Origin of the sequence: Streptomyces candidus (assembly GCF_014207445.1) — a bacterium.
GTDB classification, from domain to species: Bacteria; Actinomycetota; Actinomycetes; order Streptomycetales; family Streptomycetaceae; genus Streptomyces; species Streptomyces candidus.
Genome location: NZ_JACHEM010000006.1, coordinates 267,667 through 287,556, shown reverse-complemented (window position 1 = coordinate 287,556; position 19,890 = coordinate 267,667). Strand labels below are relative to the sequence as shown.

Sequence of the window (19,890 nt, the reverse complement as noted above, 5' to 3'; positions counted from 1 at the left end):
TTACTCCTCGCCTGTGTTTTCGTCGAGCCAGCCCATGGAGCGTTCAACGGCCTTGAGCCAGTTCTTGTACTCGCGGTCCCGCACGTCCGCGTCCATGCGGGGGGTCCACTCGGCGGCCCTGCGCCAGTTGGCGCGCAGCTCGTCGGTGCTGGACCAGAAGCCGACCGCGAGGCCGGCTGCGTAGGCAGCGCCGAGACAGGTCGTCTCGGCGACCATCGGACGGACGACGGGGGCGTCCAGGAAGTCCGACAGGGTCTGCATCAGCAAGTTGTTGGAGGTCATGCCGCCGTCGACCTTCAGGGCGGTCAGTTCGACGCCGGAGTCCTTGGTCATGGCGTCGGTGATCTCACGGGTCTGCCAGGCCGTCGCCTCCAGCACGGCGCGCGCGATGTGCGCCTTGGTGACGTACCGGGTGAGACCGGCGATCACACCCCGGGCGTCGGAACGCCAGTACGGGGCGAACAGACCGGAGAAGGCGGGCACGAAGTACGCGCCGCCGTTGTCGTCGACGCTGGAGGCCAGCGTCTCGATCTCCGCAGCGGTCTTGATCATGCCCATCTGGTCGCGCATCCACTGCACCAGCGAACCGGTGACCGCGATCGACCCCTCCAGCGCGTACACCGGCTTCTGGTCGCCGATCTGGTACCCGACGGTCGTCAGCAGGCCGTTGTACGAGTTGACGGGCTCCTCGCCGGTGTTCATCAGCATGAAGGTGCCGGTGCCGTACGTCGACTTCGCCTCGCCCTCGGAGAAGCAGGTCTGGCCGAACAGGGCCGCCTGCTGGTCGCCGAGCGCGGACGCCACCGGTACGCCCTTCAGGACGCCGGAAGCGGCCTTTCCGTACACCTCGGCGGAGGACTTGATCTCCGGCAGGACGGCGGCGGGGATGTCCATGGAGGAGAGGATCTTCTCGTCCCAGGCCATCCTGTGCAGGTTCATCAGCAGGGTGCGCGAGGCGTTGGTGACGTCGGTGACGTGCACACCGCCGTTCACGCCGCCCGTGAGGTTCCAGATGACCCAGGAGTCCATGGTGCCGAAGAGGATGTCGCCGCTCTCGGCGCGCTCGCGCAGGCCCTCGACGTTGTCGAGCAGCCAGCGGATCTTCGGGCCGGCGAAGTAGGAGGCGAGCGGCAGACCGGTCTCGCGGCGGAAGCGGTCCTGGCCGACGTTGCGGCCGAGCTCTCTGCACAGCGCGTCGGTACGGGTGTCCTGCCACACGATGGCGTTGTGGACCGGCTCACCGGTGGTCCTGTCCCACATCATCGTGGTCTCGCGCTGGTTGGTGATGCCGATCGCCTTGACGTCGGCGGCGGAGATGCCCGCCTTGACGACCGCTCCGGCCACGACCTCCTGGACGTTCTCCCAGATCTCGGTCGCGTCGTGCTCCACCCAGCCCGGCTTGGGGAAGATCTGCTCGTGCTCCTTCTGGTCGACGGAGACGATCCGGCCGTCCTTGTCGAAGACGATGCAGCGGCTGGAGGTGGTGCCCTGGTCGATGGCCGCGATGAACGGGCCGGTGGTGTGTGCGTCGGTCACGGTGTGCTCCTCGAAGTCTTGTGTCGTGCGGCTCTGGCGCGTGCGGGTCTCAGGCGAAGGCGAGCTGGTATATGCCGCCCGCCAGCGCGCCGCCGATCAGCGGCCCGACGACGGGAATCCAGGCGTAGCCCCAGTCGGAACCACCCTTGTTGGGCAGCGGGAGCAGAGCGTGCACGATGCGCGGACCGAGGTCACGGACCGGGTTGATGGCGTAACCGGTCGGTCCGCCGAGGGACAGGCCGATGCCGACCACGACCAGGGCGGTGATCAGCGCGCCCATCACGCCGGGGCCCTTGGGGTCGGTGGGCAGGACACCGCCGATGGTGGACTGCGTCAGGATGGCCAGAACCAGGACGCTGGTCGCGATGATCTCGGTGACCAGGTTCTGCGCGACGTTGCGGATCTCGGGGCCGGTGGAGAAGACGCCCAGCACCGGGCCGGCCTGGGGCGCGGTCTTCTGGTCGACCATGCCTTCCTCGGCGGGCTGGGCCGCGAGGATCTCCGGGTCCGTCAGATGGGCGCGGAACTGACCGGCGTACGAGGCCCACACCAGCAGCGCGCCGACCATCGCGCCGAGGAGCTGGCCGGCGAAGTAGACCGGGACGTCGCCCCAGGCCGTGCCACCCTTGACGGCGAGACCCACGGTGACGGCCGGGTTCAGGTGGGCGCCGGAGAGCCCGCCGGAGATGTAGGCGGCGGTCAGCACCGCGAAACCCCACCCGAAGGTGATGGCGAGCCAGCCGGCGTTGAGCGCCTTCGAGCGCTTGAGGGTGACGGCCGCGCACACGCCGCCGCCGAGCAGGATGAGTACGGCGGTACCTATGGTCTCGCCGGTGAAGATGTCGAGGCTGGACACCCGCGACTCCTTTGTCCTTCGTCCAGGTTCAGAACCCTCGATGAGGGCCCAGTCGGTTCCTGGCTTGTCACACTCTAACTCCTATTGCCGTCAGGTGTTCGACAATGCCGACCGATGAACGGCAGTTTTCCTCCCGGTTACCAGCACGTCAAGGGTTCTGTGAGCTGCGTTTCACAGCGCCGTGCGGTCTTCCATGGTCTTCCCCACGCCCGCACGGCGCAGCTCAGAAGCGCCCGGCGCCCAGATCCCGCGACACGGCGCGCGCGCAGTCCCGTACCGCCGCGACCAGCTCCGGCTTCAACTCCCCGTCCGGGCAGACCCGTTCGACCGCGCCGGCGACGCCCACCGCGCCCACCGGCATCCGCCGCCGGTCGTGAATGGGGGCGGCGATCGAGGCCAGCCCCTCCCAGGTCTCCTCCACGTCCGCGGCCCAGCCGCGCGCCCGGGTGAGGTCGAGCACCCCCTCGAAGTCCGCCTCCGAGGTCAGCGTGCGCGCGGTGAACGCCTCCCGCTCACCCTCCACCGCCTCGGTGTGCGCCACCGGGTCGTACGCGGAGAGCACCTTGCCCAGGGCCGTGCTGTGCAGCGGCTGCATCGCCCCGACCTCCAGCACCTGGCGGCTGTCGTCCGGGCGGAAGACGTGGTGCACGATCAGCACGCCCTGCTGGTGCAGCACGCCCAGGTAGACGCTCTCGCCGCTGGAGCGGGCCAGGTCGTCCGTCCACACCAGCGCGCGGGCGCGCAGCTCGTGCACGTCCAGGAAGCTGTTGCCCAGGCGCAGCAGCTCGGCGCCCAGCTGGTAGCGGCCCGAGGCCGGGTCCTGCTCCACGAAGCCCTCGTGCTGGAGGGTGCGCAGGATGCCGTGCGCGGTGCCCTTGGCCAGCCCGAGGGCGGTCGCCACGTCGGAGAGGCCGAGCCGCCGCTCACCACCCGCGAGCAGCCGCAGCATGGCGGCCGCCCGCTCCAGCGACTGGATGTTGCGAGCCATCGCTCGATCGCCTCCACGGGGCAGTTCGGTTCGGATCTTCTTGTCGGGTCTTCTTGTCGGGCCGCCGGCCGGTGGCCGGCCGCCTCGGGCCGGTTCCTCCGGACCGAGGCGAGGCCCGACGTTCGGCAATGCTGAACACTATCGGCCCTGGTCGACCCCTGTCATGACGGCCACCGACCCACCAGCACCTTTCGGACCGTCCATCGACCGGGACACTTGCGCGCCTTGAGGGTCCTCCCCGCTACCCTGACCGCGTGCGCCCGCCACCGGGCGGGCGCAAAGCCGACAGCCGTCGCAACCCTGGGAGCACATCCATGGCCTCGTTGCCGAACTCCACGCCCGACGCCCGGACACGAGTCGAGGCCCTCCGTGAGGCGCTCGCCACCCGCGTAGTGGTCGCCGACGGCGCGATGGGCACGATGCTGCAGGCGCAGGACCCCACGCTTGAGGATTTCCAGAACCTCGAGGGCTGCAACGAGGTCCTGAACGTCACCCGCCCGGACATCGTCCGCACCGTGCACGAGGAGTACTTCGCGGTCGGCGTCGACTGTGTCGAGACCAACACCTTCGGCGCCAATCATTCGGCGGCCAACGAGTACGACATCGCCGACCGGATCGTGGAGCTGTCGGAGTCGGGTGCCCGGATCGCCCGCGAGGTCGCCGATGAGTTCACCGCCGCCGACGGCCGCACGCGCTGGGTGCTGGGTTCCATCGGGCCCGGCACCAAGCTCCCCTCCCTGGGGCACATCGAGTACGGCGTCCTGCGCGACGGCTACCAGCAGAACGCCGAGGGCCTCCTGGCCGGCGGCTCCGACGCCCTCATCGTGGAGACCACCCAGGACCTGCTGCAGACGAAGTCGAGCCTCATCGGCGCCCGCCGCGCCATGGACGCCCTCGGCGTCAGCGTCCCGCTGATCTGCTCCCTGGCCTTCGAGACCACCGGCGTCATGCTGCTCGGTTCCGAGATCGGCGCGGCCCTCACCGCCCTGGAACCCCTGGGTATCGACCTCATCGGCCTGAACTGCTCCACCGGCCCCGCCGAGATGAGCGAGCACCTGCGCTACCTGGCCCGCCATTCGCGGACCCCGCTGATGTGCATGCCCAACGCCGGCCTGCCCGTCCTGACCAAGGACGGCGCGCACTTCCCGCTCGGCCCCGAGGGCCTGGCCGACGCCCAGCAGGCCTTCGTGCAGGACTACGGCCTCTCCCTGATCGGCGGCTGCTGCGGCACCACCCCCGAGCACCTGCGCCAGGTCGTCGACCGCGCCCGCGCTCTCACGCCCACGGCCCGTGAGCCGCGCCCCGAGCCGGGAGCGGCGTCCCTCTACCAGAGCATCCCGTTCCGCCAGGACACCGCTTACCTGGCGATCGGCGAGCGGACCAACGCCAACGGCTCGAAGAAGTTCCGCGATGCCATGCTGGACGGCCGCTGGGACGACTGCGTGGAGATGGCCCGCGACCAGATCCGCGAGGGCGCCCACATGCTCGACCTGTGCGTCGACTACGTGGGCCGCGACGGCGTCGCGGACATGAAGGAACTCGCCGGCCGCTTCGCGACCGCCTCCACCCTGCCCATCGTCCTGGACTCCACCGAACTGCCGGTCCTGAAGGCCGGGTTGGAGAAGCTCGGCGGGCGCGCGGTCATCAACTCCGTCAACTACGAGGACGGCGACGGCCCCGAGTCCCGCTTCCAGCAGGTCACCGCCCTCGCGGTGGAGCACGGTGCCGCGCTCATCGCGCTGACCATCGACGAGGAGGGCCAGGCCCGCACCGTCGAGCACAAGGTCGCCATCGCCGAACGTTTGATCGCGGACCTGACCGGGAACTGGGGGGTGCAGGAGTCCGACATCCTCATCGATGTCCTCACCTTCACCATCTGCACCGGCCAGGAGGAGTCGCGCAAGGACGGCATCGCCACCATCGGGGCGATCCGCGAGCTGAAGAAGCGCCACCCCGACGTCCAGACCACGCTGGGTCTGTCGAACATCTCCTTCGGCCTCAACCCGGCCGCCCGCGTCATCCTCAACTCCGTCTTCCTCGACGAGTGCGTCAAGGCCGGACTCGACTCCGCCATCGTGCACGCCTCCAAGATCCTGCCCATCGCCCGGCTGGAGGAGGAGCAGGTCAAGGTCGCCCTCGACCTCATTCACGACCGCCGTGCCGAGGGCTACGACCCGCTGCAGAAGCTCATGGAGCTGTTCGAGGGCGTCAGCACGAAGTCGATGAAGGCCGGGCGCGCCGAGGAACTCATGGCGCTGCCTCTCGACGAGCGGCTCCAGCGCCGCATCATCGACGGCGAGAAGAACGGCCTGGAAGCCGACCTCGACGAGGCCCTGACCGCCCGTCCGGCCCTGGACATCGTCAACGACACCCTGCTCGAAGGCATGAAGGTGGTCGGTGAGCTGTTCGGCTCCGGCCAGATGCAGCTGCCGTTCGTGCTCCAGTCCGCCGAGGTCATGAAGACCGCGGTCGCCCACCTGGAGCCGCACATGGAGAAGACGGACGACGACGGCAAGGGCACCATCGTGCTGGCCACCGTCCGCGGAGACGTCCACGACATCGGCAAGAACCTCGTCGACATCATCCTCTCCAACAACGGCTACACCGTCGTCAACCTCGGTATCAAGCAGCCCGTCTCCGCGATCCTCGAAGCCGCCGAGGAACACAGGGCCGACGTCATCGGCATGTCCGGCCTCCTCGTCAAGTCCACGGTGATCATGAAGGAGAACCTCCAGGAGCTCAACCAGCGCAAGATGGCCGCCGACTTCCCCGTCATCCTCGGCGGCGCCGCCCTCACCCGGGCATACGTGGAACAGGACCTCCACGAGATCTACGAGGGCGAAGTGCGCTACGCCCGCGACGCGTTCGAGGGCCTGCGCCTCATGGACGCCCTCATCGGCGTCAAGCGCGGCGTCCCCGGCGCCAAGCTCCCCGAGCTCAAGCAGCGCCGCGTGCCCCGGCGCGAGACCACCGCCGTGCCGGAAGCGGACGAGCCCGAGGGCTCCGTACGCTCCGAGACCGCCACCGACAACCCCGTGCCCACCCCGCCGTTCTGGGGCACCCGCGTCGTCAAGGGCATCCCGCTCAAGGACTACGCGTCCTGGCTCGACGAGGGCGCCCTCTTCAAGGGCCAGTGGGGCCTGAAGGAGGCCCGCAAGGGCGGACCCAGCTACGAGGAGCTGGTGGAGACCGAGGGCCGTCCGCACCTGCGCGGCTGGCTCGACAAGCTGCACACCGACAACCTTCTCGAAGCGGCCGTCGTCTACGGCTACTTCCCCTGCGTCTCCAAGGGCGACGACCTGATCCTGCTGCACGAGGACGGCTCCGAGCGGACGCGCTTCACCTTCCCGCGCCAGCGCCGCGGCCGTCGCCTGTGCCTCGCGGACTTCTTCCGTCCCGAGGAGTCCGGCGAGAAGGACGTGGTCGGCCTCCAGGTCGTCACCGTCGGTTCGAGGATCGGTGAGGAGACCGCCAAGCTCTTCGAGGCCAACGCCTACCGCGACTACCTCGAACTGCACGGCCTGTCCGTCCAGCTCGCCGAGGCCATGGCCGAGTACTGGCACGCGCGGGTCCGCTCCGAGCTCGGCTTCGCCGGTGAGGACCCCTCCGACGTCCAGGACATGTTCGACCTGAAGTACCGGGGCGCACGCTTCTCGCTCGGTTACGGCGCCTGCCCCAACCTGGAGGACCGCGCCAAGATCGCCGAACTGCTCCAGCCGGAGCGGATCGGCGTCCACCTCTCCGAGGAGTTCCAGCTCCACCCGGAGCAGTCCACCGACGCGATCGTCATCCACCACCCGGAGGCGAAGTACTTCAACGCGCGCTGACCACCGGCGGGAAATCCACAGCGCGCGTTCACCGGGCCCGACGTACACTGGTCGGCCCAGTGCAGGCCGGTCGTCCTTCCCTCCGGGGGAGGAGCGGCCGGCCTTCTCGTCCCTCCAGGAGGTGTGCCCGGATGACCAGTACCGTCCCCGCGCCCAGTACACGCACGGCCGAAGGCGCGACGCTCCAGGCGGTCTTCCTCGACATGGACGGCACTCTCGTCGACACCGAAGGCCTCTGGTGGGACGTCGAGAAGGAGGTCTTCGCCGGCCTCGGGCACCAGCTCGACGAATCCTGGCGGGACGTGGTCGTCGGCGGCCCGATGACCCGCAGCGCCGGCTTCCTCATCGACTCCACCGGCGCCGACATCCCCCTCCCCGAACTGACGGTGCTGCTCAACGACCGTTTCGAGGCACGCATCAGAAACGGCGTGCCGCTGATGCCGGGCGCCGCGAAGCTGCTGGCCGAACTGCGGGCGCACGACGTGCCCACCGCTCTCGTCTCCGCCTCGCACCGGCGCATCATCGACCGCGTCCTGGAGTCCTTCGGCCCCGACGACTTCCGCTTCACCGTGGCCGGTGACGAGGTGGCCCGTACGAAACCCCACCCCGACCCCTACCTCCACGCGGCGGCCAGGGTCGGTGCCGACCCTGCGAGGTGCGCGGTCGTCGAGGACACCGCGACCGGTGTCGCGGCAGCGGAGTCGGCGGGGTGCCGGGTGGTGGCCGTACCATCCGTGGCGCCGATCGCCCCCGCACCCGGTCGCCCGGTCGTCGCCTCCCTCGAAGAAGTCGACCTCGCATTTCTTCGCACACTCATGACGGGAATGCACTGACCCGGACACCCAGTGTGGTTTTGCAGGGCCGTGGAAACGCAGCGGAACGGTTCATGCGGGCTGCGTAATTTCCGCTATTAGGAATTCACTCCTCCGTAAATGTATTCATGGGGTGAGCTTGGTCACCAGGTGGCCCGCCGACGCGGGGGCAGCAGCACGGGAACTCCGGTCGGCGGGCCGATTTGCCTGCCCTTGTGTCCTGGTTCGTGAATCCGTGTACGAAAAATTCCCCTTCGGGGGGCGCCGCCGGGAGCGGGGGACAGCGGTCGGAACGCGCGCACATTCCCACTAATCTCAACGCGAGAACTTCGCCGGACCCCTGCGGCTCGGTAACCGGCCCGAGTTGCATCCCCAACTGGCGGACAACGGCGAAGTGTTCGCAGACCGCTGCAATGCAGCCGCCGGTTGAGGGAGAACGTCCAGGATGAACCGCAAGACATTGGTACTGCCGGCAGTCGTCGGCCTGCTCGCCCCGGCACTCGCCGCATGCGGCGGCGCGTCCGACAAGGGCGAGGGCAGCAAGGCCATTGTCGTCGGCACCACGGACCACTTCGTCGCCACGAAGGAGGCCCCGGCCCCCTTCGACCCGGCACACGCCTACGACGTCGGCGCCTGGAACGTCCTGCGGCAGTCCCTGCAGACCCTGATGCGCGTCCCGCGCGGCGGCGGCGAACCCGTGCCGGAAGCCGCCCAGCAGTGCGGCTTCACCGACACCCAGAACACCAGCTACCGCTGCACCCTGCGCAGCGGCCTGAAGTTCTCCGACGGCAAGCCGCTGGACGCCACCGACGTCAAGTTCTCCATCGACCGCGTCCTGAAGATCCAGGACAAGAACGGCCCGGTCACCCTCCTCGCCAACATCGACACCGTCGAGACCAAGGGCGAGAACGAGGTCGTCTTCCACCTCAAGAACCCCGACGCCACCTTCCCGTACAAGCTGGCGACCCCGGCCGCCTCTCTCGTGGACAACGCCGTGTACGCCCCGGACAAGGTGCGCGCCGGCTTCCGGGTGGACGGCTCCGGCCCGTACACCGTCGAAGTCGAAACCAAGGGCCAGACCGTCACCAGGACGGTCTTCACGAAGAACCCGCATTACAAGGGCGACGTCAAGTTCCAGAACGACAAGGTCGAAATCCGTTCCTTCGACGACTCCGCCGCCATGGAGAAGGCCCTGCGCGGCGGCAAAATCGACACGGTCTCACGCACCCTGGCGCCCCAGCAGGTCAACAGCATGTCCGCGAGCGACGACCAGTCCCTCAAGCTCACCGAACTGCCCGGCCTGGAAATCCGCTACCTCGGCTTCAACACCGCCGACCCGGTGATGAAGAAGAAGGCGGTACGCCAGGCACTGGCCTCCGTCATCGACCGCACCAAGCTCACCAGCGAGGTGTACGGAGCCACCGCCGAGCCGCTCTACTCTGTGGTGCCGACGACCATCACCGGCCACAAGAACTCCTTCTTCAACAAGTACCCCGCCGCGGACCCGAAGAAGGCCGCCGACCTGCTGCGCGGCGCGGGAGTCCGCACGCCCCTCAAGCTGACCCTCCACTACACGACCGACCACTACGGCTCCGTCACGAAGAAGGAGTTCGAGGTGCTCCAGCAGCAGCTGAACTCCTCCAAGCTCTTCGACGTCACCCTCAAGGGCGCCTCGTGGAGCGAGTTCTCACCTCAGCAGAAGGCCGGCAAGTACGCCGTCTACGGCATGGGCTGGTTCCCCGACTTCACGGACGGCGACAACTATGTCGCCCCGTTCCTGGACAAGGACAACTTCCTCAACAGCCCCTACGCCAACCCCGAGATCCGGGACGCCCTCATCCCGCAGTCCCGCCGCGAAGCCGAACGCGGCTCGGCCGTCCCCGCCTTCGAGCGGATCCAGGACATCGTCGCCGACGACGTACCGATCCTCCCGCTCTGGCAGGGCAAGCAGTACCTCGTCTCCCGCACCGACATCACCGGCACCGAGTGGGCGGTCAACTTCGCCGCCGACCTCCAGCTGTGGGAACTCGGCCGCGGCGTCGCCTGACCCACACCCCTCACCCCCCAACACGCCCACCTCGTACGCCACCCCTCGTACGACGTACAGACCCGGAAAGTGTGAATCGCGCGGTGCAGATACGTAAGCCATGGCTGACCGCCCCCCTCGCGGCAGGACTCTCAGCAGGCCTCCTCGTCGGATGCGGCACCTCCGACGGCTCAGACGCCGGACAGAACGCCGGAACCGGCAAGGGCATCGTCATGGGCATGTCCGACGAGATCAAGGCCATCGACCCGGCCTCCGGATACGACCCCGGCTCCTGGCTCCTGTTCAACAACGTCTTCCAGTCGCTGATGGCCTTCCCCAAGGGCAACTCGGAACCCGTACCGGAAGCGGCGCGCAGCTGCTCCCTCGACAAGGGCAGCACCGTCTACCGCTGCACCCTGCGTGACGGCCTCACCTTCAGCAACGGCAACGCGCTCACCTCCAAGGACGTCAAGCACTCCTTCGAGCGCACCCTGAAGATCAACGACCCCGCCGGACCGGCCGTCATGCTCTCCTCCATCAAGAGCATCGAGACCCCCGACGACAAGCAGGTCGTCTTCCACCTCAAGGTCCCCGACGCCACCTTCCCCAGCAAGATCGCCTCCGGCGCCGGTTCCATCGTCGACCACCGCGAATACCCTGCCGACAAGCTGCGCACGGACGACAAGGCCATCGGCTCGGGACCGTACCGCCTGGACTCCTACGAAAAGGACCAGGCCGTCTTCGCCGTCAACGCCAACTACCGCGGCACCGCCGAGGCGCAGAACACCGGCATGACCCTCAAGCTCTTCCACGGCGACCAGAAGGCGCTGGGGGAGGCCCTCAAGGACGGCAGCATCGACCTCGCCTACCGAGGACTCGACGCCAAGGAACTCGCCGAGACCGAGACCGCCGCACTCGACGGGAAGCACCCCGTCCAGCCCATCGAAGGCAGCAGCGCCGAGGTCCACCACCTGGTCTTCAACATGAAGGACCCGGTCGCCGGAAACGTCGCCGTCCGCCGCGCCATCGCCCACCTCGTCGACCGCGACGCACTCGTCCACGACGTCTACCGCTCCACCGCGACCCCTCTCTACTCGATCATCCCCGCGGGCATCACCGGCCACAACACCGCCTTCTTCAACCGGTACGGCGGCACCCCCCAGCCCGACAAGGCCAGGAAGGTCCTGCGCGCGGCAGGCATCAAGGACAAGGTCAAGCTGACCCTCTGGGCCACCCCCAGCCGCTACGGCCCCGCCACCGTGGACGAGTTCAAGGCCCTCGCCGCCCAGCTCAACAGCAGCGGCCTCTTCGCCGCCGACGTCAAGTCCGTCGAGCACGAGCAGTACGAGAAGGACATCGCGGCCGGGAAGTACGGCGTGTACGTCAAGGGCTGGATCCCGGACTACCCCGACCCCGAGAACTTCACCCAGCCGTTCTTCGGCAAGGGCAACGTCCTCTCCAACAACTACGAGAACTCCGAGATCACCGGCAAGATCCTCCCCGCCACCGCGGCGGCCGCCGGCCGCGGCGCCACCGCGGACGACTTCGGCCGCCTCCAGAACGTGGTCGCCGAGGACGTCCCGGTCCTCCCGCTGTGGCAGGGCAAGCAGTACGCCGTCGCCCGGGACGGCATCACCGGACTCGAATGGACCCTCGACTCCTCGACGGTCTTCCGCTTCTGGGAGATCAGCAAGAACTGAGCCGACGGCCGGACCCCACTCGCCGTACGGCAACCCCGTACGGCGAACCGGGCCCGCACCTCGTACCCCGCATGACGAAGGGGCCCCATCGGACACGATCCGGTGGGGCCCCCTTCGTCATGCGGTGACCGTAACCGCTACTGGGCGCCCGGACGCACCAGACCGCTCTCGTACGCGTACACCGCCGCCTGCACCCGGTCACGCAGACCCAGCTTCGTCAGCACGTGCCCGACATGCGTCTTGACCGTCGTCTCGCTCACGAACAGGTCTGCCGCGATCTCGGCGTTCGACAATCCGCGCGCCACCAGCTTCAGCACCTCGACCTCACGCTCGGTCAGCGTGTGCAAGGTGTCCGGCGCCTCGTCCTCACCGGACGGCAGATGATCCGCGTACTTGTCCAGCAACCGGCGCGTGATGCTCGGCGCGAGCATCGCCTCGCCGGCGGCCACCACTCGGATCGCCTGCACCAGCTCATGCGCGGGAGCGTCCTTCAGCAGGAACCCGCTGGCGCCCGCACGCAGCGCCTCCACCACGTACTCGTCCAGATCGAACGTCGTCAGCACCAGCACCTTCGCCGGGCCGTCCCGCCCGGGACCCGTGATCTGCCGCGTCGCCTCGACACCGTCCATCCGCGGCATCCGGATGTCCATCAACACCACATCGGGCTGCAACGCCCGCACCTGGTCGAGCGCCTGCAGACCGTCACCGGCCTCGCCGACGACCGCGAGGTCCTGCTCGGCCTCCAGAATCATCCGGAACCCGGTGCGCAGCAGCGGCTGGTCGTCAACCAACAGGACGCGGATAGCCACGTGTACTCCTTCTCTAGACGGCCCCATTCTGCCCTGCCGTCCGACCGCCGCACCCGCCCGGGGGACAACCCCGAAGCTGCCGCCGGAAAGAACCCGGCACCTACTCCGCGGTCTCCCGCGGCCGGACCTCCGGGGGCTCTGCGGCCACGGGAGCAGCCTCCGGGCCCCCGGCCGGTACCTCGGCCGCCAGTTCCCGGGACTCCCGGGGCCGCATGGTGCCGGGGGCAACCCCCAGAGCCCCAGCCGGTACTGCTGCCGTCGCCTGTTCCCGGGTCTCCAGCGGCTGTGCTGTCCCGGGAGCGGCCCCCGGACTCCCGGCCGGTACTTCCGCCGCCGCCTGTCCCCGGATCTCCAGGGGGTAGACCGGTGGTGTCCCGCCGAACTCCGGGCACACCGCACGGTGGTCGCACCACCCGCACAGCTTCGTCGGCCGCGGGCGCCACTCGCCCGTCGCCGTCGCCTCCTTGATCGACTCCCACAGCGCGTGCAGCTTCCGCTCCATCCGCTCCAGGTCCGCCTCGTTCGGGTCGTACGTCATCACGTCGCCGCTGCCCAGATACACCAGCTGCAGCCTGCGCGGCACGATCCGCTTCCACCGCCAGATCACCAGCGCGTAGAACTTCATCTGGAACAGCGCGCCCTCCGCGTACTCCGGACGCGGCGCCTTCCCCGTCTTGTAGTCGACGATCCGCACCTCGCCCGTCGGCGCCACGTCCACCCGGTCGATCACGCCGCGCAGCCGCAGCCCCGACTCCAGCTCCGTCTCCACGAACAGCTCCCGCTCGGCCGGCTCCAACCGTGTCGGATCCTCCAGCGTGAACCACTTCTCGACCAGGTCCTCCGCCTGCCCCAGCCACCGCGTCAGCCGCTCGCCCTGCGCGTCGTCCGCGAACAACTCCGACAGCTCCGGTTTCGACTCCAGCAACCGGTCCCACTGCCCCGGCACCATCGCCCGCGCCTTCGGGGCCGTACGCTCCACCGCCGGATCGTCGAACAGCCGCTCCAGCACGGCATGCACCAGCGTCCCCCGGGTGGCCGCCTCACTCGGCTTCTCAGGAAGCTTGTCGATCACCCTGAACCGGTACAGCAGCGGGCACTGCATGAAATCGCTCGCCCTTGAGGGTGACAGCGAAGTGGGCCGCGTCGCCGCAGCCGCCGGACCGGAACTCGTATTCATGACTCCGACCCTACGGCCCGCCACTGACAACGCCCCCCTACCATCGACGACAAGCCCTCCCGCACTGCATGATCAGGGCATTGCCCCGCACAACGGCAACAGGGCGGCAGAGAGCGTACGCAGACGAAGGGACCCCGTGGACGAGCGCGACGAGAGCGGCGAGACCGGCGACGGCCGACGCCGCAGGCCCGGCACGGCCGACCCCACCACCCCCGCCGGCCCCACGGACACGACCGACCCCACGGACACGACCGACCCCACCACTCCCACCGAGGGTGGCACCACGGCTACGCCCACCGCCCCGGCCGCCCCGGCTCCGCCCCTCGCCCCGGACGCCCCCGGCACCGGCAGCACGCAGGGCGCGGCCACGGGCACCCCCTCGGCGCCCCGCACCCTCGCCCCCGCCCCCGACGGCGACACCGGCCCCGCGTCCGGCGGTACCGCTACGGACGGCGGCTCCGAGCCCGGCCCGCCCCCGAGCCGTCCCGACGGCGGCGCCCCCGCCGCCCACCACGGGCCAAAGCCGGACACCCCCGCCGACACCGACACCCCCGCCGACACCGACACCCCCGCCGACACCGACACCCCCGCCGACACGGGCGCCGGCACCGGCAACACCCTCGCCACCGGCAGCACCGGCAGCACCGGCAGCACCGGCAGCACCGGCAGCACCGGCAGCACCGGCAGCACCGGCAGCACCGGCAGCACCGGCAGCACCGGCAGCGCGCCGGGCAAGACCCCCAAGCGGCCCAGCGAGCCCGGAGGCGGCCTCCTCATGGGGCGGCCCTTCGGAGTGCCCGTCTACGTCGCTCCCAGCTGGTTCCTCGTCGCCGCCCTCATCACCTGGGTCTTCGGCGGACAGATCGACATCGTCCTGCCCGAACTCGGCGCCGCCCGCTACCTCGTCTCCCTCTTCTTCGCCGTCGCCTTCTACGCGTCCGTGCTCGTGCACGAACTCGCCCACACCGTCGCCGCCCTCCGCTTCAAGCTCCCCGTCCGCCGCATCCAGCTCCAGTTCTTCGGCGGCGTCTCCGAGATCGAGAAGGAGACCGAGACCCCCGGGCGGGAATTCGTCCTCGCCTTCGTCGGCCCCCTCCTCTCCCTCCTCCTCGGCGGCCTCTTCTACCTCGCCATGGACCTCGTCGAAGCGAGTACCGTCCCCGGCGTCCTGCTCGCGGGCCTGATGATCTCCAACCTCATCGTGGCGGCCTTCAACCTGCTCCCCGGCCTGCCCCTCGACGGCGGCCGGATGCTCCGCGCCGTCGTCTGGAAGATCACCGGCAACCCCATGACCGGCACCGTCGCCGCCGCCTGGATCGGCCGCGCACTCGCCGTCGCCGTCCTCATCGGCCTCCCCCTCCTCACCCACACCGGGGCCCTCGGCAACGACACCGAGGACATCACCGGCATGGACACCGTGCTCGACGCCCTCCTCGCCGCGATCCTCGCCGCCATCATCTGGACCGGCGCCGGCAACAGCCTCCGCATGGCCCGCCTGCGCGAGCACCTCCCCGCCCTGCGCGCCCGCACCCTCACCCGGCGCGCGGTCCCCGTCGAATCCGCCACCCCCCTCTCCGAAGCGCTCCGCCGCGCCAACGAAGCGGGCGCCCGCGCCCTCGTCGTCGTCGACGCGCAGGGCCGGCCCACCGCCCTCGTACGGGAAGCCGCCATCGTCGGCGTACCCGAACACCGCCGCCCCTGGGTCGCCGTCAGCGGCCTCGCCCAGGACCTCACCGACGACATGCGCATCCCCGCCGGACTCGACGGCCAGGACCTCCTCGACCGGCTCCAGACGGCCCCCGCCACCGAATACCTCGTCGTCGAGGACACCGGCGAGATCTACGGCGTCCTGTCCACCGCCGACGTCGAGCGCGCCTTCGTCAACGCCATGGCCCGCCCCCAGTGACGCTCCGGCGGGAACGGACCCGGCGCGAGGGCACTCAAACAGCCGGTAGGCTGGTCACATGTCCGAACCGACCGGTGCCGCCCGCCGACGCGGGCCCTTCAAGGTCGGGGACCAGGTCCAGCTGACTGACCCCAAGGGCCGCCACTACACGTTCACGCTCGAAGCCGGGAAGCAGTTCCACACCCACAAGGGTGCCTTCTCGCACGACGAGCTGATCGGGGCGTCCGAGGGCAGTGTTGTCCGTACCACGGGGAACGTCGCCTACCTGGCACTCCGCCCCCTGCTCCCCGACTACGTCCTGTCCATGCCCCGCGGCGCAGCCGTGGTCTACCCCAAGGACGCGGGGCAGATCCTGGCCTTCGCCGACATCTTCGCCGGCGCCCGCGTCGTCGAAGCCGGAGTGGGCTCCGGCGCACTGAGCGCCTTCCTGCTGCGCGCCGTCGGCGACCACGGAATGCTGCACTCCTACGAGCGCCGCCAGGACTTCGCGGACATCGCCCAGGGCAACGTGGAGCGCTACTTCGGCGGCCCCCACCCGGCGTGGACCCTCACCGTCGGAGACCTCCAGGACAACCTGTCCGACACCGAGGTCGACCGCGTCGTCCTCGACATGCTCGCCCCCTGGGAAACCCTCGAAGCCGTCTCCAAGGCGCTCGTCCCCGGCGGCATCATGTGCGCGTACGTCGCCACCACCACCCAGCTCGCCAGGACCGTCGAGTCCATCCGCGAGATCGGCTGCTTCGCCGAACCCCAGCCGTGGGAATCCATGGTCCGCAACTGGCACGTCGAGGGCCTCGCCGTGCGCCCGGACCACCGCATGATCGGCCACACGGGCTTCCTCGTCACCGCCCGCCGCCTCGCCGACGGCGTCGAGCCCCCCATGCGCCGCCGCCGCCCCTCCAAGGGCGCCTACGGCGAGGACTACGAGGGCCCCAACAAGGAGCGCGGCAGCGGCCAGGCGTAACCGCCCGGCACACCGCCCCCACAGACCGGCGCCGCCGTCCAGTTCCCGGACCGACACGAGAACTGGACGGCGGCGCCTTTTCCTCGCCCACCCGCTCTCACCACCACGTCGGGCAGCTCCCGCACGGCACACGCCGAGCGGGGCTCCCGGACGCGCACGGGAAACGACCGGCCGTGCACCCGCAGGCGGAGACCGCCCACGTACACGCGCGCGGAGCGGGCTCGGCACACGCGCGCGCGTGGAGCCCCGGGGGCCGCGCCACGGCCCTCCGCGACGGCACGCGCACGCCGCCCCGGCATTCCGCTGCGCCGCACCGTGTGGCACGATGCTGGCCACCCTCCCGTCGCCGACGCCCCTGGCGCCACAGCCCCACAGGAGACACTCCGCGTGCACACCCCCGCGCCCACGGCCCCCGCACACGCCCGGCCCCGCGCGGTGCACTGGCTGACCACCGCCGCAGCCACCGCAGCCGTCATAGCGGGCGCCGCGCTCCTCCAGCCCGCCGCCGCCACCGCCTCCCCGGACACTGCTGCCGCAGCCCAGGCACGCCCCGCCCCGGACGCGCAGGCGGCCACGTACCCCCTGGAGTGCCGGGGCGGCGCACCCCGCGTCGTGAACCGGGCCACCGGCGACCTCGACGGCGACGGCCACCTTGAAACCGTCGCCGTCGTCCGCTGCGATGCCGGCATCGGCACACCGCCGAGCGGGGTCTACGTACTCACCTCACCCCACCGCGTCGTCGCCACCCTCCTCGACCCGGGCGACGGAGAGAACGTCACCGAGATCGCCGTCGCCGAAGGCGCGGTCGCCGCCACCCTCCTCGGATACTCCTCCGACGCGGTCGCCCGCTGCTGCCCCGACCGGATGCAGAAGGTCAAATGGCAGTGGCGGAACGGGAAGTTCACCCGCTCCGCCACCCCCGACGCCCGCGGCGTCTGAAACACGCGCCCCAGCTACTGGGCGTCCGGCCCGTACACCTCGACGCTGTCCGAAACGCGACGTACATGAATACAGTCGCCCGGGCACTCCTTCGCCGAGTCCACGACATCGTTCAGCAGCGTCAGCGGCACCGGCGTCGTCGCACCAGGTGTCTGCAGCAACTCGTCGTCACCGCTCTTCACGTACGCCAGCCCGTCGATGTCGAGCTCGAAGACCTCCGGCGCGTACTGCGCACAGATGCCGTCACCGGTGCAGAGGTCCTGGTCGATCCACACCTCGAGAGGGTCGCCTGCCTGGGCGCCCTCTGCGGTGGGGGCCTTCTCCTCCACGGTCATATCTCCTGCCGTTCCCTGCGCGGTATGCACCAATTGAAGCCAGCCCTGACGGGTGTTGAACACTTCGACGATACAACCGCCCGCTTTCCGATGTTGCTGGGTGGGTATCCCCCCTCTGTGAGGGAGTACGCAAGGGTGAAGATCAGACACTCCTCGATCCTGTTTGTGATCTAGGGGTTTCAACCAGCACCCACCCAGGTAGGGTCAGGAAGCGTCCAGCTCCCCTTGGAGGAGGTGAGGACCGTGGCAGCCCACGACGACGACATCAACCGCGGCATCCGGCCCGCGCGAGGGTCCGAGGACCCCGCCGGACAGGTTGCCTATCTAGAGCAGGAAATCGCCGTCCTGCGACGCAAGCTCGCCGACTCTCCGCGTCATACGAGGATTCTCGAAGAGCGGATCGTCGAGCTGCAGACCAACCTGGCAGGCGTGTCCGCCCAGAACGAGCGGCTCGCCAACACACTCCGCGAGGCGCGCGACCAGATCGTGGCCCTCAAGGAAGAAGTGGACCGGCTCGCACAGCCGCCGGCCGGCTTCGGTGTGTTCCTGGAGGCCAACGAGGACGGCACGGCCGACATCTTCACCGGAGGACGCAAACTCCGGGTGAACGTCAGCCCGAGCGTCGAGCTCGAAGAGCTCCGGCGCGGCCAGGAAGTCATGCTGAACGAAGCGCTCAACGTGGTCGAGGCCATGGAATTCGAGCGTGCAGGGGACATCGTCACCCTCAAGGAGATCCTTGAGGACGGCGAGCGGGCCCTGGTGGTCGGGCACACCGACGAAGAGCGGGTGGTGAGGCTCGCCGAGCCACTGCTGGACATCACCATCCGTCCCGGCGACGCCCTGCTGCTGGAGCCCAGGTCCGGCTACGTCTACGAGATCATCCCGAAGAGCGAGGTCGAGGACCTGGTCCTCGAAGAGGTCCCGGACGTCGACTACGAGAAGATCGGCGGCCTGGGCAACCAGATCGAACTGATCCGCGACGCGGTCGAACTCCCCTACCTCTACCCCGACCTCTTCAAAGAGCACGAACTGCGGCCCCCGAAGGGCATCCTGCTCTACGGACCGCCGGGCTGCGGCAAGACGCTCATCGCCAAAGCCGTCGCCAACTCCCTCGCCAAGAAGGTCGCCGAAGTCACCGGCCGACCCCAGGGCAAGTCCTACTTCCTCAACATCAAGGGCCCCGAACTCCTCAACAAGTACGTCGGCGAGACCGAGCGCCACATCCGCCTGGTCTTCCAGCGTGCACGGGAAAAGGCGAGCGAAGGCACCCCCGTCATCGTCTTCTTCGACGAGATGGAATCCCTCTTCCGCACCCGCGGGTCAGGCGTCAGCTCGGACGTGGAGAACACCATCGTCCCCCAGCTGCTCGCCGAGATCGACGGCGTGGAAGGCCTGGAGAACGTCATCGTCATCGGCGCCTCCAACCGCGAAGACATGATCGACCCCGCGATCCTGCGACCCGGACGACTCGACGTCAAGATCAAGATCGAGCGCCCGGACGCCGAGGCCGCGAAGGACATCTTCGCCAAGTACCTCAAGGCGACCCTGCCACTGCACTCCGACGACCTCGCCGAGCACACCGGCTCCAAGGACGCCGCAGTACACGGCATGATCCAGACCGTCGTCGAGCAGATGTACGCGGAATCCGAGGAGAACCGCTTCCTGGAGGTCACGTACGCCAACGGCGACAAGGAAGTCCTCTACTTCAAGGACTTCAACTCCGGCGCGATGATCCAGAACATCGTCGACCGGGCCAAGAAGATGGCCATCAAGGCCTTCCTCGACCAGAACCAGAAGGGCCTGAGGATCGCACACCTCATCCAGGCCTGCGTGGACGAGTTCAAGGAGAACGAGGACCTCCCCAACACCACCAACCCGGACGACTGGGCCCGCATCTCTGGCAAGAAGGGCGAACGGATCGTCTTCATCCGTACGCTCGTCACCGGAAAACAGGGTGCAGACACCGGACGCTCCATCGACACGGTGGCCAACACGGGCCAGTACCTCTAAAGCGC

Annotated in this window: 14 protein-coding genes; 8 read left to right on the top strand and 6 right to left on the bottom strand. The window is 69.2% G+C overall.

Annotated features, from left to right (window positions below; all coding sequences use genetic code 11):
* The 3 genes from glpK to HNQ79_RS14385 all read right to left on the bottom strand — a co-directional run bounded on the left by glpK (position 1) and on the right by HNQ79_RS14385 (position 3,380).
* Positions 1–1,536 carry a glycerol kinase GlpK gene (glpK, locus tag HNQ79_RS14395; protein WP_185030866.1) on the bottom strand — a complete coding sequence of 512 codons (1,536 nt, stop codon included), beginning with the start codon at positions 1,534–1,536 and terminating at the stop codon, positions 1–3.
* Between the two features lie 49 nt (positions 1,537–1,585).
* Positions 1,586–2,392: an MIP/aquaporin family protein gene (locus HNQ79_RS14390; protein ID WP_185030864.1), complete on the bottom strand. Its 807-nt coding sequence runs from the start codon at positions 2,390–2,392 to the stop codon at positions 1,586–1,588.
* A gap of 223 nt (positions 2,393–2,615) precedes the next feature.
* A complete protein-coding gene (locus HNQ79_RS14385; RefSeq protein WP_185030862.1) occupies positions 2,616–3,380 on the bottom strand; it encodes an IclR family transcriptional regulator in 765 nt (254 codons plus the stop codon).
* 314 nt (positions 3,381–3,694) lie between these two features.
* On the opposite strand from HNQ79_RS14385, the gene metH reads away from it, so the two are divergent.
* From metH to HNQ79_RS14365, 4 genes are all read left to right on the top strand, one after another.
* A complete protein-coding gene (gene metH / locus HNQ79_RS14380) occupies positions 3,695–7,207 on the top strand; it encodes a methionine synthase (RefSeq protein ID WP_185030861.1) in 3,513 nt (1,170 codons plus the stop codon).
* A gap of 131 nt (positions 7,208–7,338) precedes the next feature.
* The gene (locus tag HNQ79_RS14375; protein WP_185030859.1) at positions 7,339–8,040 is read left to right on the top strand and encodes an HAD family hydrolase; all 702 of its coding nucleotides are present in this window, start codon (positions 7,339–7,341) and stop codon (positions 8,038–8,040) included.
* Between the two features lie 424 nt (positions 8,041–8,464).
* Positions 8,465–10,066, top strand: coding sequence for an ABC transporter substrate-binding protein (locus tag HNQ79_RS14370; RefSeq protein ID WP_185030857.1), 1,602 nt, complete (start codon positions 8,465–8,467; stop codon positions 10,064–10,066).
* A gap of 83 nt (positions 10,067–10,149) precedes the next feature.
* Positions 10,150–11,745 (top strand): ABC transporter substrate-binding protein, encoded by a 1,596-nt coding sequence (locus HNQ79_RS14365; RefSeq protein ID WP_185030855.1) that lies wholly within the window; start codon positions 10,150–10,152, stop codon positions 11,743–11,745.
* 137 nt (positions 11,746–11,882) lie between these two features.
* On the opposite strand, the gene HNQ79_RS14360 is transcribed toward HNQ79_RS14365, so the two are convergent.
* Together HNQ79_RS14360 and HNQ79_RS14355 are read right to left on the bottom strand one after the other, a co-directional pair.
* On the bottom strand, positions 11,883–12,554 hold the full coding sequence (locus HNQ79_RS14360; protein ID WP_185030853.1) for a response regulator: 672 nt from the start codon (positions 12,552–12,554) through the stop codon (positions 11,883–11,885).
* Between the two features lie 100 nt (positions 12,555–12,654).
* A complete protein-coding gene (locus tag HNQ79_RS14355) occupies positions 12,655–13,731 on the bottom strand; it encodes a RecB family exonuclease (protein ID WP_185030851.1) in 1,077 nt (358 codons plus the stop codon).
* A 136-nt stretch (positions 13,732–13,867) separates the two neighbouring features.
* Between HNQ79_RS14355 and HNQ79_RS33720 the strand changes: the two genes are divergently transcribed.
* The 3 genes from HNQ79_RS33720 to HNQ79_RS14340 all read left to right on the top strand — a co-directional run bounded on the left by HNQ79_RS33720 (position 13,868) and on the right by HNQ79_RS14340 (position 17,540).
* A complete protein-coding gene (locus HNQ79_RS33720) occupies positions 13,868–15,637 on the top strand; it encodes a site-2 protease family protein (RefSeq protein WP_229923577.1) in 1,770 nt (589 codons plus the stop codon).
* A 58-nt stretch (positions 15,638–15,695) separates the two neighbouring features.
* A complete protein-coding gene (locus HNQ79_RS14345; RefSeq protein ID WP_185030848.1) occupies positions 15,696–16,601 on the top strand; it encodes a tRNA (adenine-N1)-methyltransferase in 906 nt (301 codons plus the stop codon).
* Positions 16,602–16,988: 387 nt separating this feature from the next.
* Positions 16,989–17,540: a hypothetical protein gene (locus tag HNQ79_RS14340; RefSeq protein WP_185030847.1), complete on the top strand. Its 552-nt coding sequence runs from the start codon at positions 16,989–16,991 to the stop codon at positions 17,538–17,540.
* 14 nt (positions 17,541–17,554) lie between these two features.
* Here HNQ79_RS14340 and HNQ79_RS14335 read toward each other — a convergent pair whose 3' ends face one another.
* The gene (locus HNQ79_RS14335) at positions 17,555–17,875 is read right to left on the bottom strand and encodes a ferredoxin (RefSeq protein WP_185031133.1); all 321 of its coding nucleotides are present in this window, start codon (positions 17,873–17,875) and stop codon (positions 17,555–17,557) included.
* 243 nt (positions 17,876–18,118) lie between these two features.
* Between HNQ79_RS14335 and arc the strand changes: the two genes are divergently transcribed.
* Entirely contained in the window at positions 18,119–19,885 is a 1,767-nt protein-coding gene (arc, locus tag HNQ79_RS14325; protein WP_185030845.1) for a proteasome ATPase, read from the top strand.
* Positions 19,886–19,890: the final 5 nt, after the last annotated feature.

Excerpts from the sequence above, each read along its gene's own strand:
- HNQ79_RS14385 (WP_185030862.1), bottom strand. The coding sequence starts at position 3,380 with ATGGCTCGCAACATCCAGTCGCTGGAGCGGGCGGCCGCCATGCTGCGG.
- HNQ79_RS14355 (WP_185030851.1), bottom strand. The coding sequence starts at position 13,731 with ATGAATACGAGTTCCGGTCCGGCGGCTGCGGCGACGCGGCCCACTTCG.
- HNQ79_RS14375 (WP_185030859.1), top strand. The coding sequence starts at position 7,339 with ATGACCAGTACCGTCCCCGCGCCCAGTACACGCACGGCCGAAGGCGCG.
- HNQ79_RS14335 (WP_185031133.1), bottom strand. The coding sequence starts at position 17,875 with ATGACCGTGGAGGAGAAGGCCCCCACCGCAGAGGGCGCCCAGGCAGGC.
- metH (WP_185030861.1), top strand. The coding sequence starts at position 3,695 with ATGGCCTCGTTGCCGAACTCCACGCCCGACGCCCGGACACGAGTCGAG.
- HNQ79_RS14345 (WP_185030848.1), top strand. The coding sequence starts at position 15,696 with ATGTCCGAACCGACCGGTGCCGCCCGCCGACGCGGGCCCTTCAAGGTC.
- HNQ79_RS14370 (WP_185030857.1), top strand. The coding sequence starts at position 8,465 with ATGAACCGCAAGACATTGGTACTGCCGGCAGTCGTCGGCCTGCTCGCC.